At 47.3% G+C, this 17,219-nt stretch carries 17 protein-coding genes; 4 read left to right on the forward strand and 13 right to left on the reverse strand.

What is annotated here, in order from left to right; genetic code table 11:
- Positions 1 to 27: 27 nt before the first annotated feature.
- A complete protein-coding gene (locus LQ247_RS09200) occupies positions 28 to 927 on the reverse strand; it encodes a LysR family transcriptional regulator (protein ID WP_020452373.1) in 900 nt (299 codons plus the stop codon).
- 120 nt (positions 928 to 1,047) lie between these two features.
- On the opposite strand from LQ247_RS09200, the gene LQ247_RS09205 reads away from it, so the two are divergent.
- Complete coding sequence (locus LQ247_RS09205; protein WP_231005929.1) at positions 1,048 to 2,265, forward strand: MFS transporter; 1,218 nt, start codon at positions 1,048 to 1,050, stop codon at positions 2,263 to 2,265.
- 146 nt (positions 2,266 to 2,411) lie between these two features.
- Positions 2,412 to 2,795 (forward strand): YoqO family protein, encoded by a 384-nt coding sequence (locus tag LQ247_RS09210; protein ID WP_105980186.1) that lies wholly within the window; start codon positions 2,412 to 2,414, stop codon positions 2,793 to 2,795.
- A gap of 25 nt (positions 2,796 to 2,820) precedes the next feature.
- Here the strand turns inward: LQ247_RS09210 and LQ247_RS09215 are convergent, their stop codons facing one another.
- The 4 genes from LQ247_RS09215 to LQ247_RS09230 form a co-directional block, all read right to left on the reverse strand.
- Entirely contained in the window at positions 2,821 to 6,045 is a 3,225-nt protein-coding gene (locus LQ247_RS09215) for a bifunctional cytochrome P450/NADPH--P450 reductase (protein ID WP_144498630.1), read from the reverse strand.
- A gap of 33 nt (positions 6,046 to 6,078) precedes the next feature.
- Complete coding sequence (locus LQ247_RS09220; RefSeq protein WP_023855364.1) at positions 6,079 to 6,654, reverse strand: TetR/AcrR family transcriptional regulator; 576 nt, start codon at positions 6,652 to 6,654, stop codon at positions 6,079 to 6,081.
- 265 nt (positions 6,655 to 6,919) lie between these two features.
- Complete coding sequence (locus LQ247_RS09225) at positions 6,920 to 10,063, reverse strand: S8 family peptidase (RefSeq protein WP_231005930.1); 3,144 nt, start codon at positions 10,061 to 10,063, stop codon at positions 6,920 to 6,922.
- Positions 10,064 to 10,233: 170 nt separating this feature from the next.
- Entirely contained in the window at positions 10,234 to 10,839 is a 606-nt protein-coding gene (locus tag LQ247_RS09230; protein WP_023855366.1) for a class I SAM-dependent methyltransferase, read from the reverse strand.
- A gap of 281 nt (positions 10,840 to 11,120) precedes the next feature.
- On the opposite strand from LQ247_RS09230, the gene LQ247_RS09235 reads away from it, so the two are divergent.
- Positions 11,121 to 11,282 carry a YjcZ family sporulation protein gene (locus tag LQ247_RS09235; RefSeq protein WP_020452380.1) on the forward strand — a complete coding sequence of 54 codons (162 nt, stop codon included), beginning with the start codon at positions 11,121 to 11,123 and terminating at the stop codon, positions 11,280 to 11,282.
- 96 nt (positions 11,283 to 11,378) lie between these two features.
- On the opposite strand, the gene LQ247_RS09240 is transcribed toward LQ247_RS09235, so the two are convergent.
- From LQ247_RS09240 to LQ247_RS09270, 7 genes are all read right to left on the reverse strand, one after another.
- Positions 11,379 to 11,528: a hypothetical protein gene (locus LQ247_RS09240; RefSeq protein ID WP_164468297.1), complete on the reverse strand. Its 150-nt coding sequence runs from the start codon at positions 11,526 to 11,528 to the stop codon at positions 11,379 to 11,381.
- 172 nt (positions 11,529 to 11,700) lie between these two features.
- Positions 11,701 to 11,850: a YrzI family small protein gene (locus LQ247_RS09245; RefSeq protein ID WP_020452381.1), complete on the reverse strand. Its 150-nt coding sequence runs from the start codon at positions 11,848 to 11,850 to the stop codon at positions 11,701 to 11,703.
- Between the two features lie 404 nt (positions 11,851 to 12,254).
- Entirely contained in the window at positions 12,255 to 12,488 is a 234-nt protein-coding gene (locus tag LQ247_RS09250) for a YrhC family protein (protein ID WP_011198155.1), read from the reverse strand.
- An 87-nt stretch (positions 12,489 to 12,575) separates the two neighbouring features.
- Positions 12,576 to 13,718 carry a bifunctional cystathionine gamma-lyase/homocysteine desulfhydrase gene (locus tag LQ247_RS09255; protein WP_025811067.1) on the reverse strand — a complete coding sequence of 381 codons (1,143 nt, stop codon included), beginning with the start codon at positions 13,716 to 13,718 and terminating at the stop codon, positions 12,576 to 12,578.
- Position 13,719: 1 nt separating this feature from the next.
- Entirely contained in the window at positions 13,720 to 14,643 is a 924-nt protein-coding gene (locus LQ247_RS09260; RefSeq protein ID WP_144498622.1) for a PLP-dependent cysteine synthase family protein, read from the reverse strand.
- Positions 14,644 to 14,694: 51 nt separating this feature from the next.
- A complete protein-coding gene (gene mtnN, locus LQ247_RS09265; protein ID WP_231005932.1) occupies positions 14,695 to 15,390 on the reverse strand; it encodes a 5'-methylthioadenosine/S-adenosylhomocysteine nucleosidase in 696 nt (231 codons plus the stop codon).
- A 21-nt stretch (positions 15,391 to 15,411) separates the two neighbouring features.
- The gene (locus LQ247_RS09270; RefSeq protein WP_231006001.1) at positions 15,412 to 16,053 is read right to left on the reverse strand and encodes a class I SAM-dependent DNA methyltransferase; all 642 of its coding nucleotides are present in this window, start codon (positions 16,051 to 16,053) and stop codon (positions 15,412 to 15,414) included.
- A gap of 189 nt (positions 16,054 to 16,242) precedes the next feature.
- Between LQ247_RS09270 and LQ247_RS09275 the strand changes: the two genes are divergently transcribed.
- The gene (locus LQ247_RS09275; protein WP_023855370.1) at positions 16,243 to 16,446 is read left to right on the forward strand and encodes a YrzA family protein; all 204 of its coding nucleotides are present in this window, start codon (positions 16,243 to 16,245) and stop codon (positions 16,444 to 16,446) included.
- Between the two features lie 39 nt (positions 16,447 to 16,485).
- On the opposite strand, the gene LQ247_RS09280 is transcribed toward LQ247_RS09275, so the two are convergent.
- Entirely contained in the window at positions 16,486 to 17,178 is a 693-nt protein-coding gene (locus tag LQ247_RS09280; RefSeq protein WP_020452387.1) for a YrrS family protein, read from the reverse strand.
- Positions 17,179 to 17,219 lie beyond the last annotated feature (41 nt).

Consider the following 17,219-nt stretch of genomic DNA (forward strand, 5'->3'; position numbering starts at 1 on the left):
TGTCACCATGAGAAGTCTTTATTTGCTTTACGGCTGATCAGGCCGCTCATTCCGTCGATAGTATTCGATGACAAATTCTTTAAAGTTGCGTGCCGCCGGCGATAAATAATAGTCTTTCAAAACGGCGAGACCGATCGTCCTCTCAGAACGGTAGTCTGACACTCGGCAAAATGCCACCGGAGAATGGATGTGTTCCGCCGTTTTCGGCAGGATCGCCGCACCGAGCCCTGCTGACACAAGGCCCAAAATCGTCGACACTTCTTCCCCTTCAAACGCAAGCTTCGGGCTGATGGACAGTTCCCGGCACATTTGATCAAACACATATCGAAGACCATAACCCGGCTTAAAACCGACAAAGTCCTCATGGGCAATGGATCTGATCGCGACTTCTTTCCGATCTGCGAGCGGGTGGTCGGCGGGAAGCACCAGGTAAAGCGGTTCAGTATCCAGCACCGTCCATTCAAGAAGTTCGTTTGGAAGGGGTGGTGAGCTGAGACATATATCAGCCTCGCCCGTCTCCACCATATGCTGAAGATGTTCATTTGCGGCCTGATACAGACGGAACGCAACATTCGGGTATTTCTTTTTAAAACCGGCAATCAGCTGCGGCATCAGGCGTGAACCAAGCGTATGCAAAAAAGATACCGAGATTTCCCCGGCATTCGGATTGACGCTTTCCCTGATTTGCTGGACGCCTTCGTCAAGAGCAAGGCGGGCCTGTTTCGCTTTGATGAGGAACTGCTCGCCGTACTTTGTCAGGCGGATCGATTTTGTTTTTCGAATAAACAGCGGGACGCCCAATTCTTCTTCAAGCTTTTTGATCGACCTGCTCAAAGCCGGCTGGGAAATCCTTTGTTCCAGGGCGGCTTTTGTAAAGTGTTTATGCCTGCTCACGGCAATAAAATGGTCAATTTGATAGAGTTCCAATGCTCATCCGCTCCTTCATAACTAGAATGCATGATGTTGATAGATATTATAAATTAGACACATCACAAATGAAAGCGTACCATGAAACATAGATTGTCATTCTGGAAAAGAGGAGCTACCATGACTTACATACAGCCGCATACGAAAGATTATCAAAAAGCAAGCATCGCTTTATTCATCAGCGGTTTTGTGACATTTGCCACGCTTTACACCACACAGCCGCTCATGCCTCTGTTTGCGGAGGAATTCGGCATATCGGCGGCAGCTGCAAGCTTAACTTTATCCATTTCAACAGGTATATTGGCTTTTGCACTGCTTACCGCAGCAGCTTTATCTGACGGATTCGGCCGGAAGACAATTATGGCAATATCCCTGTTTGCGACATCTGTGCTCGGCCTCTTGACCGCCTTTAGTCCGAACTTCGCGGCGCTCTTGGTGATGAGAGGGCTGCTTGGCTTTTTCCTTGCAGGCGTACCCGCGATCGCCATGACTTATGTCGGAGAGGAATTTGATCCGCGAGGGCTCGGGAAAATGATGGGGTTATACATTAGCGGCACAAGCCTTGGAGGAATGAGCGGAAGGCTTTTGACCGGCCTTTTGACAGACTTGTTCAGCTGGCGTGCAGCGCTTGGAATCATCGGGGGATTATCAGTGCTATTAAGCTATTTGTTTTGGATTTTGCTGCCCCGTCCACAGCACTCCGCTAAGCGAAAAACGAGCATGAAAAAGGCGAGCCTCGCCTACTCTGCCGTCTTGATGAACAAACGGCTGCTGTCGATTATTTCACTCGGATTTCTATTAATGGGAAGCTTTGTTACGCTGTTCAATTATATCGGATTTCAATTGATGGGCCCTCCGTACAGACTCTCTCAAACTGTCATCGGGTTCATCTTTATCGTTTATTTGGCAGGGGCAATTAGTTCCGTTTATATGGGAAAGAAAGCCGACCATTTTGGCAGCCCGCTGATGCTGAAAATCGGGATTGCCATTATCGCGGGAGGCGCATTGCTTACGCTTCTGCCTCAGCTTTCTCTGAAAATCGCCGGAATCGCTGTCTTTACATTCGGATTTTTCGGCTCGCATTCGATCGCAAGCTCCTGGGTCGGGCAGACGGCCGGCGAACAGCGCGTTCAAGCTTCCTCCCTTTATTTGCTGAGCTATTATCTCGGCTCAAGCTTAGCAGGGTCTTTCGGAGGCTTCTTCTGGACTCATTTTAAATGGCCGGGAATCGTCGCCTTCATTACCTTGCTGCTTTTGGCCGCTTATCCGGCAATTTTCTTTGCCGAAGCCAAAAGGAACAGGCGGCAAGACGATACACAGATCCGAAATAAAAGCTAAACTTTCTTCACCGCATGCCGATATTTAAACCAAAGCCAGCATGACGATTCCTCCTGAAGATCAGCCGTTTTTAGAATGAATAAATGCAGCCTGTCATGTTGGCTTTTCCTTTATCTCCCTCTATAATGGTTTGAGGGGGAATCATCTTGCTTAAAACAATCGGATTTTACGGATTTTTGGCATCTGTAGGTTTGAATCTTTTTCTCCGGGCAGGACTCAAGATCAACGGCACAGCGAATGATATCATCTCAGTGGCCTCCCTGGTTTTCGTGCTGATGTACGTATGGAACGATTTGAAAAAACGAAGTGCAAAAACGCTCATTTCACAAGGAATCGCGCTTGTCATTTTAGTGGCATTATTGGCATTTGCCATCATAAAAGGGCAAACATACATTGCCGCTCTGCCTTTTTTCGAGGGCTGGGAAACGCCGGCAAAATGGGTGTATATTTTGCTCGTTTTGTTCTTGGGATCAAACCTTTACATCCATATCAATGAAAAAATCACAAACTCTAAAAAAGAGGCATCCTGATCGGTTCAGAATGCCTCTTTTTGTTTTACGTACTTGCGATGCTGTCCGCATTCACGTTATGTTGGGAAACGCCGCCGTCCCACACATCCTTTACATAGCGCCCTTCTTCCAAAAGTGCGGACAGCCAGCTTTGCGACTCTTCCTGGCTCGCTCCCTGTACAATCCGATATGCCTCGCAGAAAGCTTGTTCAACAGCGGGAGCCATGCGGCTTCCGTCTCCGCACACATACAGGCGGCCGCCTTCGTTCAACAAGTGAATCAGCATGTCTGCATCCTCTCTGAGCAAATCTTGCACATATGTTTTCGGACGGCCTTCAAACCTGGAAAACGCTGTATGCAAATGGACGATTCCGTCCTTTTCCGCTTGCTCCAATTCGTCTCGATACAGAAAATCTTCATTCGGACGGCGGCAGCCGAAGTACAAATGCGCTTCACCGAGCTTTATCCCGGCATCACGCTGGAGGCGGCGCGCCTGAAGAAATCCGCGGTAAGGTGCGATTCCGGTGCCCGGTCCGACCATGATCATCGGTGTTTCAGGATCTTCAGGAAGCCTGAAGCCTGACTGGGGCTCCCTGATGAAACAAGAAATCGCATCTTTCGGCTCAAGGCCTGCGAGATAGTTCGATGCAACCCCCTTATATTGCCCGCGGCCGCTCAATGCCGGTCCGCTTACGACAGAGACGGTGATGCTTGTTTGCCGAGGGTTAATCTGCGGCGAACTGGAAATCGAGTAATACCTCGGTTTTAGCGGAGGCAGAAGCGCCAGAAAGCGGGCGAACGGCAGTTCACAGGCCGGGTATTGCTCAAGCAGGTCAAGCATTGTCAGCCGTTTTTTCAACACTTGATTCTTATAGACGTCATCTTTCAGCAAATCTTCAAGCTCGCGCTGATGAGGCGGACATACAGTATGTGCCGCCAACTCGCGAATCTGGGCCCTTGCAGCCGGTTCCTGCAGCTCGACACAATGTTGAAAAAGATCCTTGACATGAACGGGCCGCTCCAAAGGCAAATGTGATGCTTGACTCCGGCCGCTGATCATAATTTGTTCATTTCCGTTCAGCCCAAACCGCTGAAAAACGCGTTCAATCAGCACCTCGCTGTTTTGCGGAAGCACCCCGAGATGGTCTCCCTCCTGATATACGGTACCTTCAGGAAGCGATATTTCAATATGCCTCGTGCTTCTCCCGCTCTCTTCACACTGCAGTTCCCGGTTTGCCGATATTTTCGCTGTAAACACTTGATAAGCTTTAGCCAGCGGCGAAGCCGCAGGTGCGCTTACAAACTCGACAGATATGGCTTGTCTGTCTGTTTCTGTTTGATTCGGCTCGGGTTCGGACAATGAAAATTCGGTTCTTAAAAGCGGCCACAGATCGTTTTTCCATGACTCAAACTGTCCTTCAAAATCATCGCCTGCGTCCCCTTCTCCAAGCTTGTGCAGCCTTTGGGCGCCTCTTTTTTCCAATGCGCTGTCAATCAGGCGCGGAATCCGCTGGTAGGTGCTGGCCCAGCTCCGGTTACCGCAGCCGAATACCGCATATTTGACACCGCGCAAATCGCCTGTCTGATCATGCTCAAGCCAATGGACAAATTCCCTTGCGCAATCGGGCGGGTTTCCGTTATAGGAAGCCGTCACAATAATAACAGCCCCTTCTGCCGGGAGGTCGCCTGAATATTGATCAAGCTCCGCCATCCGGCTTCGATATCCTTGCTCACGCGCTTCTTCAGCAAGCTCCTTTGCAACCTCTTCGGCTGTGCCGAGATTTGAACCGTAGAGCACAAGGAGAGGGGTTCCGTGCGTATTTTCCGCAGCCGGTGCGGAAGGCTTTTCTTCCTGCCGCATGTTCTCTTCAGGTTGAGCACCCGGCGTCACCATCATTGCTTCTTTTTTCCTCGGCCTTACCCTGATTGTGAAGCCATCCGGTTTTAATGTCAGCGATTCTTTGATCTTCAATTGATAGTTTGCATGATCTTCAAGATCAAAGTACTGAAGAATCATGCCGAGCACAAGCGTCGCTTCGTGAAGGGCAAACTGCATGCCGATGCATGCCCTTTGGCCGTTGCCAAACGGTTTGTATGCGTGCGCCGGAATGCTGTCCATCTGCTCGAACCGTTCAGGCCGGAACGCCTCGGCATCTTCTCCCCAGACGCTTTGATCCCTGTGCAGTTTTGGGATGAGCACTGTGACGCTCTGGCCTTTCGGAATCAAGTATTTTCCCCCGATAACTGTTTCGTCTTTTGCGTAAAGAGAAAAAGCCGGCGCCGTCGGCCAAAGCCTTATCGATTCATTCAAAATCATTCGAATGTATTTCAGCTGCTGAACCTGTTTGTAGGAAGGAACGGGATCGGTCAGCACGCGGTCCGCTTCTTCATACGCTTTCTTAAGCTTATCCGGATGCTTCAGGAGCAGATAGATCGCAAACGATAATAAACCGCTCGTCGTCTCGTGCCCGGCGATCAAAAACGTAATGATTTGATAGCGGATATTCTCATCATCCAGTTTTTCGCCGGTCTCAGGGTCTTTCGCATGAAGCATAAGCGATAAAAGGTCATTTCCGCTTTCGCTGCTGGCCTGCTTCCGGTCAGCGATGATCCGGTCAACAAGAGAAAACATCGACTCAACATCGCTGTCAAACTGACGCTTCGTTTGGACCATCAGCTTCTCCTGCAGCGGAAAGCGCTTCGTCTGTCTCATCGCTTCGCTCAAACCCCGGACCATGCTCTCGATAAACGGATGCTGCCCTTCGCGGTAGAAGCTGTTAAATCGGTAGTTAAATCCGCATAAGCCGATCGTATCCAGCGTCAGCCGCGTCATATCATCCGGTACGTCAATACTTTCATCCGGATTGAGACGGGACCATTTTTGGATGAGCTGGACGGCGATGTCCTGCATCATGGGATGGTATCCCTTCATCGCTTTTTGGCTGAAGCTCGGCAGAAGGATATTGTGGGCTTTCCGCCAATTGGGTTCCTTCGTCCAGCTCGTAAACAGCCCGTCTCCGCTGAACTCGCGAACTTTCAATAGCCCCTTCCCCATGTTTTTGTCAAACCGGGATTCGTCAGAGACTTCTTTAACCAGTTCATGGCTGGACACAAATACCCCAATCGCATCTGCAAACTTAAATTGAAAGATAGGCCCCATCTCATCCGCGATTTTCCAAAGAGACTGGGAGACCTTGTTTTTGTCAAGCAAAGGCAGGTTGCCGAGCGGTCCGTAAGTTTTAGGGATTGGAATTCCATTTAACGTGTTCATGAAAATCATCCTTTCTGTTTTGAAAAAAGCTTTTCATCCATGATGTTTGACAGCATGCCAGGAACATTCTTCAATCTCTTTGATCAGTCCGGTAGGATCTTCGATTTCCCCGGCCCTTACCAATTTCTGAATATGAACGAACGCCCCGAATACCACAGCCGACAAGATGTGAGAAGGCAAGGGGCGAATCACGCCGGCCGCTTTCCCTTTTTCAAAAAATAAATAGACGAAATCCAGCAGTTCGTTTAAGACTTCACGGCTTTTCTCTGTCAGGTAATGAGAGGTTTTGTCAATTTCCAAAAAATAAAGCGCATGGACATTTTCCTGAGAAAACTCGAAAAGGCAGCGGAAAATATGCTGAAATTGTTTTTTTATCCCTGCTGAATCTTCAGGATAGTCCTCCTCAATCTTTTCTTTAAATCTCTTCACACTGTCTTGGAACAAGACGTTCACAAGGTCTTCCTTGCTGTCAAAGTAGCGGTAGATGGTGCCTGCACCGACGTTTGCCTTCTCGGCAATCATCGGAATGGTTGCGGCGTCAAAGCCACGGTCTGCGAAAAGGACGAGCGAAGCCTCGATAATCTTCTGATATTTGCTTTCCGATTCCATTGATTTTGCCCTCCAAGCCAGCGGAATGAACGTTCATTCCGCTTTTTCCAATACATTCACTTTTTGACAGAACACTCGAAAATTCCTTTTTTAATATAAAATTTTTTAAAGGAAAACAAAAAAAGGGAGAATAGACCCAACTGTTGATATGAGTTGAAATTCATAAATCGAATGCAGGCAGTGCGGCTGTTTAATAGTATTCTTATATATTAATTTCGATTAAAAAAGAGGAACTGATATGTCATCAGTTCCCTCTGCCATCGGATTATTTTGCTTTTTTGACTTTTAATATGCTCGCTTTGCTCGTATTGCCGGCTTTATCTTTTGCAGTGACCGCTAAAACAGTGTTTGCCTTTTGTTTTTTTATTTTAACGGAAAACGCGCCTTTTTTATCGGCCTTGCCGGTTCCAAGCGTTTTCTTTCCTGCTTTGACGGTGATGGCGGCGTTTGCCTCTGCTTTCCCCTTAACGGCCGTGCTCTTGTTTGTTACCGTATTCACTTTTGGCGCGGGCGGGGGAGTTTTGTCAAACACAGTGACGGCTTTCGCTTTGCTGACATTCCCGGCTTTATCCTTTGCTGTTACACTGATGACCGTTCCGGCTTTTTGCCTGCTGATTTTCAGCTTGTATTCACCTTTTCCGTTCGCTTTACCGGAAGCGATCGTCTTTCCTTTTACTTTTGCGCTGACTTGCGCGTTTGCTTCTGTTTTTCCCTGAATCACCGTACTTTTATCGGAAACCGGATAAACTTTCGGGGCGCCTGGCGGGATGACATCAGCAACCGTCATTTTAACATCGCCGCTTTCTCTGTAGTCATCAGCAGATGCGGAGACATACAAAACGGCATATTCTTTTTGCTTATTGATGTTCACTTTAAACGCTCCGGATGCATCCGCTTTGCCTTGCGCGATCACTTTTTTGGACGCGTTTTTCACTTTGATCGTGTAGCCGGCTGCCGTTTTCCCCGTTACGGCAGTATCTTTGTTCGTGATGCGTTTGACGGAAGGGTTTTTCGGCGCTTTTTCCACGACGGTTCTGAGCGAGGCTTCCGCCTGATAACCCGATGCCGCGACATGAAGAACTTGCCCCGCCTTCTGGGCCGGAATTTTCACTGAAAACGCGCCTGATTTTCCGGCTGTTCCCGTGCCCAATACTTGCTTCCCTCGCAAGATTTTGACCGCCACACCGCTTTTGGCTGTGCCTGTCACTGCCGTATGGCGGTTTAAAACGGGATGAACCTTCATGTTCAGCTCAAAAACGCTGGCTGCGTGATAAACATTCAGCCTCCCCCACCCGGAAACGAAATCATAACCAGGGATTTGAGCAGCCGGTTCTACATCCAGATCATAGTCCGGGTTGGGATTATCCTGTTCTTCAAATGCCACATCTGCTGTCGTCTCGGTCAATAGCTTTGCGACTTGCTTTGGTTTCAAAGATGGATTCTGTGACAAAAGAAGTCCTGCTGCAGCTGCAACATGCGGCGCCGCCATAGATGTTCCGCTCATATAAGTGACATTTCCGTCCGGAACGAGGCTTGGAATATCGGTTCCCGGCGCCACCATATCGAGACCTTTTCCATAATTGGAATAGTCCGAGACGAGATCGAGGTTATTGGTCGCCCCGACTGAAAGCGTATATTTCGAAGATGCCGGGTACGAAATCTCCGACACTCCGTCATTGCCGGTGGCGGCAACGATCGTCACATTTTTGGACGCCGCGTATTTGAGCGCATATTCCATCACCCTGCTGTATGGTCCGCCAAGGCTTAAATTAATGACTTTTGCACCGTGGTCGGCAGCATAGATGATGCCGTTGGCAATCTGTTCCGTATCTCCGCTTCCTGAAGAATCCAGCACTTTGACAGGCAGGATTTTGGCATAGGCATTGATTCCCGCCATTGAAAAATGGTTGTCTTGCGCAGCTGCGATGATGCCTGACACGTGTGTGCCGTGGCCATTGTCATCCATCGCGTCCGCGGTGCGGCTGATATAGTTATAGCCTTCGTCTTTTTTGACGCTGCCGCTTAAATCGGCAAGCGTATGATCAACACCCGTATCGACAACGGCGATTACTGTATCTCTCAGCTTTTTGCCTTTCATCAGTTTTTGAAGCTGTTCAAATTGTATGTCTGCATTCGCAGCACGGTTTTTGCCGTTATTTTTGAGCGACCATTGATATGGATACTGGGTGTCCGCTGACAGTGCTTCATATTGCTGAACCTGTTCGACGAATTCCACTTCAGGCATCTTGGCAATCTTGGCTGCTGCCGTCTGATATTGCTTTGCCGCCGCTTTGAATCCGGCTGAACGGCTTTCCTTCATTTCCACAACGTACATATCTTTAAATTTCGTTTTACTTTTACCAAGTGGTTCTAATGCCTTGACGCCGGAAGATTGGGCTTTAGATTTGAAAGAACCCAGTTTTTTGCCGTCTTTCAATTTTACAATATAGCGTTTTTCAGGGGCGCTTGATGTAGCTGTCGCCATCCCCGCTTTCTCCAGCACAGCCGATACTTTGCTGCCTGTTAATTGTTCGATGCCGATGTCTTTTGCCACTTGATCCAGCTGTTTTTTCAGCGACTCGGGAACGGACTCGCGCGCTGTTTCGTACAGACGGCTGATCGCTTTTTGATCATCATTCGTAATGGTGTATGCGCTCTCTTTTCCGTTTTTTGCGACATCGGAAAACAGCGGCTTCAGCTGCACCAAGTCTTTGTAGACACTGTCTCTCATCGATTTGTTAAAGAGCATTTTTGCGCTGATGAATGGAGCTGCTTTATAGTAAAGGGAAGACAGCTCTTTTCCTTTTTCAGTTTTTGAAAGAACTTCATCCCTGATCGTTCTTAACTGTTTTAATATGCCCTTGCCGGTTTCCCTTTCGGAGACGCTTAATTCTGCAGGACACTCTTCTTCCGCCTCCTGGTTTGCCGGAGGCAGGGTGACGCCTTCATAGCTGATGGTGTAAGAAATATCTGTAATTGAAGTGGTTTCGTTTTCCTCATCATGGTGATTTTCTACTTTTATGTAGTAAGGACCTTTCCAGGCAATCGGAAAATCGATTAAAGCGGGATTATTTTCATAGGAGTAGCCGTTGTATCTGTCAAACGTTTGGTGATCAGCTGCGTTTTCCAGGCTGGAGTAAACGGAAATGTTCAGCTCTGCATCTGATTTCAGTTTAACGCGGAAATGCGTGTGGTTTGCGATTTCCTGATTTGAAGGATTGATTTTATACCAATGCACCTCATCATCGCTTTGAAATGACGCTTCAACTGGGGACGCGCCGGTCAGTGTGGTTTCGTTAATCGGAACGCTGTCTTCGGCCGCCATAGTCTTCGGTAGAGGCAGCTGGCCAAAAATCAATGCAACAAGGAGAAAGAAAGCAATTGAACTTTTCACGATCCTTTTGTTCATAAATACCTCCGGAAAATATAGTAAAAACGTTCACTTTGATATTAAACCATGTTTGCTATGTTATTGGAATACTTTTCTTTAAAAATCAAAAATATGATATTTAAGATCTGGTTTCAACTCTATCAAACATAAAAAATCCCTCTCGTATGAAAGGGATGATCGTACAAAGCTCACGATTTTACCGCAGAAATGCAGCAGTCATTTTCGTTCATATGTACCGTGATGTCTCTGAAATGGCTTTCTTCAAGCAGTTGCTTGATTTGCTCTTCTGAGTATAAGGAAAAGCCTTTTGTTTTTTTCGATTTTTTCATTTGCCCTTCCAGATCGACGGCGAGAAACAGCGTGCCGTCAACCTGTAAAACACGGTAAATTTCTTTTAATGCTTGTTTGAAATCCGTCCAAAAATAAAGGGTGTGGACTGAATATACTTTATGAAAAGAACGGTCCGGATAAGGAATGTTTTCGGCATGGCCGAGCTTCAATTCGGCTTTTCCTTCTTCTTTCATATGACGGATTCGCCGCATCCCTTGCTTGACCATGCTTTTTGAAGCGTCTATGCCGCAGGCTTTGCCGCTTTCAAGCATCTCCGCGATCTGATAAAGCGCCGCTCCGCTTCCCGTTCCGATTTCAAGGATGCGCTCATGCGGACAGACATCCATTAAATTGATGGTCCATTCGTTTATATCATGATTTCCGTTTTCCATATATGACGCGACCCATTTCGACAAAATGCCTCTCGGGCTCCGCAATTGTTTTCCAAGCCATTGTTCAAACACGTTATAACACCTGCTTTAATATCTAATTAGCCCGGTTTTTCAGGTTGCAAATCGTTCAAACGGGCCTTTCACCACTCATATCGGTCAATAAACCGAATATTAAAAGCATTAGCAAAAATAACTGCATTCTTTTGTTACATTCCATAACTAGACGGCTTCAGCTTTGAAAATGTTTCGCTTTAAGAAAACTGTTTTTTTAATGAATTGGTCTATCCGCCCTTTCCACAACTCAAACCCATGCATAGTATATATGGAATTTTCACTAAAAGGTGGTGCTATTTATGGGCTTTGGTTACGGCGGCGGATGCTGCGGCGGCTGGGGTGGCTACCCTGGCGGATACGGCGGTGGATACGGCGGCGGATACGGCTATGGAGGCGGATTCGCGCTTGTTGTGGTTCTATTCATTCTGTTAATTATCATCGGCGCTTGTTACGTCTGCTAAATGAACAGGAGGGGGGCTTTAAATCCCCCCTTTTTATTTTGCCATTCAGTTTGTCCACATGAAAAAGAGCAGAAAACAAACGTTTTCTGCTCTTTCTCAATAATACCAATAATGCGGCCAATACCCGAATTGGCGCGCCATCTCCATTCTTTGGCGCCGGTACGGATTACCGTATCCGTGCTTGAAAGAATGAGGCATTGATGTATACCCGTGGCCGATAAAAGGCATTCTGCCGTTTTTCTGCATGCTTTTCACCCGCATTCATTGAATTGCTTGCTTCATATTATGCAGAAAAGCGGAGATGCGGAACTCGTTTCAGCCCCGGCTAAACCTGGTCCTTCTCCCGAGTGTAATGTGCCAACAGTTCCCTTCTATGCATCATCTTGATCTCCTCCTTTATTTTTTTTCGCGCTTTAAGCTAGCGCTGGCTGTTCATGTAAAGATATTTCAGCTGCAGGTCTTTCATTTCATTGTACATTTGTTCGATTTCGTATTCTCGCTCGTACTCTTCCGGACTTTTAAATCGTCTCTGAATGGTTAGTGTTAAGAAGAATAGATTTATTGTCACATCGCTCACCTCCTTTCAAGTTCGCTAAAAACAAAACAGCCCGCAGATTATCTGACAAACCTGCGGGCGCAAACAAAAACCGCCAGATAAAAACGAATCGAGTCTTTATCTTGCGGGAGGAGCAGCGTATTATTATGCCTAACTTCCTAACGGACCGGCTGTGCTGAAAAAGCATCGGTTAAGGAAGTGCACAATCTCTCCCACAGGTTTGATGAATCATGATATTGGCGTTCACAAAGTCTAATGTATGTAGTCAGTGCTGGTTTCATGTTCATCAACCTCCTTTGCTTTTTGTTTACTTTGTAAGTATATCCATCAAATTCCTGTTTGTAAACCGTTTTTTTAATAAATGGACGGATTGATCAAACAAAAAAAGCGGAGAGCCCCTCTCTGAGTCTCTCCGCTTACGATTCTTCCATCTCATCTAATTGTCTTTTATATTTAAGCGAGCGCTTCACACAATAGAAGGCTCCTCCCAAAAAGCCGCATGTCGCGAGCATCATTGTCATCTTTTGGCCGGTTTCCAAACCTTGTCCGGGAATGACCGATCCGATATATAAAAATGCGCTTACGCTGAGAAGCGTAAAAGCAAACTGCTTATAGTCTTCCATCAGCGATTTGACTTTTTTCTTCTGCATGTCATGATCACCTGCTTTTGTTTCATAATGGATATGATTCAGGATAACATAGATTGACAGATGACCAGACATGTAAATTCAGCCATTTTAAGAAATCGGGGCCAGCGCTTGCTGCAAGTCTTCCAACAGATCGTCAATATCTTCTACCCCGGCGGAAATGCGGATCAATCCGTCTGTAATGCCAAGCTCCAGCCGGCGTTCACGCGGGATCGAAGCGTGAGTCATCCGCGCCGGCACTGAAATCAGGCTTTCAACCGCGCCAAGGCTTTCGGCAATCGTAAACCATTTCAGACGGCCAAGGACAATGTCCACGTTCTCTTCTTTTCCGATATCAAACGAGATCATGCCGCCGAAGCCCGTGCTTTGCCGCTTGGCAAGCTCATGTCCCGGATGGGACGGCAGCCCTGGATAATAAACCTTTTTGACGGCCGGATGATCATCTAAAAAAGCTGCGATTTTCCTGGCATTTTGCTCATGCGCTTCCATTCTCAAGCCAAGGGTTTTCATCCCCCTCATTAAGAGCCAGGAATCCTGAGGCCCGAGAATCCCGCCTGTAGAATTTTGAATGAAATGGATCTCTTCTGCGAGTTCCTTCGAGGCTGTCACAACCAGTCCGCCGACGACATCGCTGTGTCCGCCCAAGTACTTCGTCGCGCTGTGAAGGACGATATCGGCTCCCAACGAGATTGGGTTTTGAAAGTACGGTGTGTAGAAGGTGTTGTCGACAATCAGCAACAGGCCGTGCTTTTTCGCTGTTTCAGCGGCTTTCTTGATGTCCGTGATTTTCAATAAAGGATTTGTCGGCGTCTCAACATAAATCGCTTTTGTATTCGGCTTGATCGCTTTTTCGATGTCTTCAATGCTGCTCGTATCACTGAAGGTCGCTTCAATGCCGATGCGATTCATCACCTTTGTCATCACGCGGTATGTGCCGCCGTATACATCATCTGTCAACACGATGTGATCGCCGCTTTTAAAAAGCATCATGACCGCTGTGATCGCTGCCATCCCAGAGCCGAACGCGTAGCCTGCTTTACCGCCTTCAACATCCGCGATCAAGGATTCGAGCGCCGTTCTTGTCGGATTTCCCGTCCGGGAATATTCGTATCCTGTATGCTGTCCGGCGCGCGGCTGTTTGTACGTGCTGACTTGGTAAATAGGAACCGATACCGCTCCTGTTTTTTCGTCTCCTGTAATGCCGCCGTGGATCATTTTCGTTTTTGGCTTCATCTTATATTCCTCCTTCGTAAATTTTTTTGCTTAAATAGCGGTCGCTGCTGTCGGGGAAAATTGTCACAATGTTTGTGCCGGCTTTCGCTTTTTCGGCTTCTTTCAACGCGGCAAACAACGCGGCGCCTGATGAGCTTCCGATCAGAAGCCCTTCCTTTTCAGCGGCTTCTTTTACAAGCCGGAACGCCTCTTCGTCAAGCACGGTGTAAATCTCATCGAAATGGCTTTCGTCCATATATTCCGGAATGAATTCCATTCCGATTCCTTCGGTTTTATGTCCGTGCGGTTCTCCTCCGTTTAAAATCGAGCCTTCAGGTTCAACAATAACCGTTTTAATGGACGGATTTTTTTCTTTTAGAAACTTGGCGGTTCCCGCAAATGTCCCGCCTGATCCCGCACCGGCGACGAAGACGTCAATCCGGCCGTCAAGATCATCCCATATTTCCGGGGCGATCGTTTTATAGTAAGCCAATGGATTTACTGGGTTTTTAAACTGCAAAATGCAATAAGAATCAGGAATCTCCTTCTCAAGTTCAAGTGCCTTTTCAATCGCACCCTTCATTCCGGCACTTCTGGGGGTATGAACAATTCGAGCGCCGAGCGCTTTCATGATCGACTGTTTTTCCATGCTGAAATGCTCGGGCACGCAAAAAACGGGTCTAATCCTGTGCTTTCTGGCGGCGAGGGCAAGGCCGATTCCCGTATTGCCTGCTGTCGCCTCAATAACCGTTCCACCGGGTTTCAGCTTTCCCGAATCGACGGCTTCAGCAATCATCACTTCTCCGAGCCGGTCTTTAATGCTGCCTCCCGGATTCATCATTTCAAGCTTTGCATATATGTTAACACCGCTGGGGATATGAAAATTCAAAATCTGCAGAAGCGGCGTTTTACCGATCAATTGGGTGATGTCCTTGATCACATTCATGTTCCTTCCTCCTTCAAGAGGTGCAAAACAGAGGGGGGCTCCCCCCTGTTTTTAATTGATTCTTTTGATCATGCGGAGCACAAGATCTGTCGAATGCTTGGCAGCCTGCTCCAAAAATTGGTCAAATGAAATTTCAGACTCTTTTCCGGCGATGTCTGAAAGCGCCCTGATGACAACGAACGGCGTATTAAATTGATAGGAAACCTGTGCGACAGCAGCCGCTTCCATTTCAACCGCGTAAAGATCTGCAAACTTGCCGCGGATGAATGTCACGCGGTCAGGATCGCTCATAAAGGAGTCGCCTGTTGCAATCGTTCCTTTGACAACCTGAATGTGTCCCAGTTCAGACGCTTCGGCTTCCGCCGCTTGGATCAATGTACTGTCGGCCTTGTATGCGGCCGGCAGATTCGGAACCTGTCCATATTCATAATCAAATGCCGTGACATCGACATCATGATGGCGGACTTCGGTCGAGATGACGATGTCTCCGACATTAAGCGAATGATGGAAGCCGCCGGCTGATCCGGTGTTGATGACAACGTCCGGTTTAAAGCGGTCGAGCAGAATCGTCGTGCTCATGGCTGCATTGACTTTGCCGATGCCGGACTTTAAAAGTACGACTTCTTTTCCTTCATAAAATCCGCTGGTAAATTCACAGTTTGCGATGACTTCTTGGTTCGTCTGTTCGAGCTTGCTTCGCAAAATCGTGACTTCTTCTTCCATTGCTCCGATAACTGCGATTTTCATATCTTAAAACTTCCCTTCAAATTACAATTTTGCCGCTTCCATTACCCAGACAAAATCATTATGCTTTTGAAAGGCGATACTGAATTGTTCTGAGGTAAAGATCATTTCCATTTCCGAAAGCGTCGGATAATGTTCCGTTTCAAGGTCTTCCGCCAATTGCAGGAACCCTTTTTCCTTCGCTTTTTTAACAGCGGCAGAGAAGGCTTCCCGATCCTTGAAGACGGTATCAGCAAACACTATTTTACCATGCATTCCGAGCATTTTTCCATATCGCTTCACAGCCTCCCGTTTCTCTTCGTTTGTCAGGTGGTGAAACGCATAGGAACTGACAATCGTGTCGGGAGAAAACGGCGGTTCCGGAAAGTCGAGAAAGTCTCCGTCAACGATCACTGCAGTCTCCGCTAGCTTTGCCTCGGCAATTTCCCTCATTGCTTTTGAAGGTTCTACACCTGTGACTCCCTTTCCGGCTGCCAGCAATTTTGCAGTCAGATTGCCAGTGCCGACGCCGAATTCAAGAACTTTATGCCCGGAGCGGCTGACGACATCATCCAGAATGCCGTCGTAGTTGCGAAACACTTCTTTGTACTGAAGATCGCGGCCAACTACTGTATCATCATAAGAATTTGCCCAGTTCTCAAATAAAGGAATGAACTCTCTTCCCATTTTATCGTCACTCTCCATCTATTTTTACAATTCCTATAAGTATAGTATGATTTATTCAGTTGATTAGTTCTTATCCTACCACAAGTCATTCGTTTTGGGTACAAAAAAGGCTTGGTTATATTTCCCTTGTCACCCGGACGCTTCTTTGCTTTAATAAAAAATGACTTGAAACGAATGGAGGATTGGTTTATGAACTTCGGGCTCGATCTGATCAAAGATAAAATTGAGTTTTTTGAGGCGCTGAGCTTAGAGGAGCTTGAAAAAAAGATCAGTCAGCAGATTGAAAACAACCAGGCGCTTTTGCTGAGGGTCCATTCGGTTTCCCATCAGACGGCGGTCATTGACGGACGGATCCACTACAGCGCAGTCGTGCATTTTAAAGCCGAATCATAAAAAAAAGCGCCCGGTTGTTAAAACCGGACGCTTTTTTCTTTACTTCAACTGTTCAACTTTTGTCGGCTTCCAGCCTTTCCCGTCAACCCAAGTAATGGCTACCTGGTATTTGACGCCGGTGTCCTTCGCCTGAATGGTTCCTTTCGCATCTTGCGGGCTGCCGTTGTTTCCGAGCCAGATCAACGTCATGTTATCCTGGGAAACCCCTGTCGCATATGAAATGGCTTCAAGCATTTCTTTCCAGTCTTGTGAAGACGAATCATATGTTGCGGTATGCTGTCCGCTCTGTTGTGTGCCGACAGGCTTCCAGTCAGGATTGATGATCGTTTTTTCAACATTGGCGCTTGAACCGCCTTCTTTCACTTCGGCTCCTTCAAACGGATCATCTGATGTTGATTTGTCCTCGTCTGAAGCAGAGTCTTTATCCTTGTCCGAGTCGGAATCGCTGTCTTCTTTGTCGGCAGAATCACTTTTTCCTTTGTCCTCATCTTTTACATCTTCGTCAGACGTTTGTTTCTTATTGTCGGAAGCAGGTGCTTCTGTCGTCTGTTCAGAATCGTTTTTCGAAGCATCTTGCTGCGCCTGCTCCTTCGGGCTGTTCATCATCAGACTGCTGGCGACGACAACGATTAATACCAATACGATGCCTATTAAAATGTTAAGCACAAGATTCGCTTTCCTGCGCTTATCACGATTTTCAAAACGAGATTCCCTTGTTTCGCTCAAGTTCATTGCACTCCTTTTTCCCTCTTGCCTCGCTTTCTATTTTATCA

It is taken from the genome of Bacillus sp. BS3(2021) (assembly GCF_021043345.1).
Taxonomy (GTDB): Bacteria; Bacillota; Bacilli; order Bacillales; family Bacillaceae; genus Bacillus; species Bacillus paralicheniformis.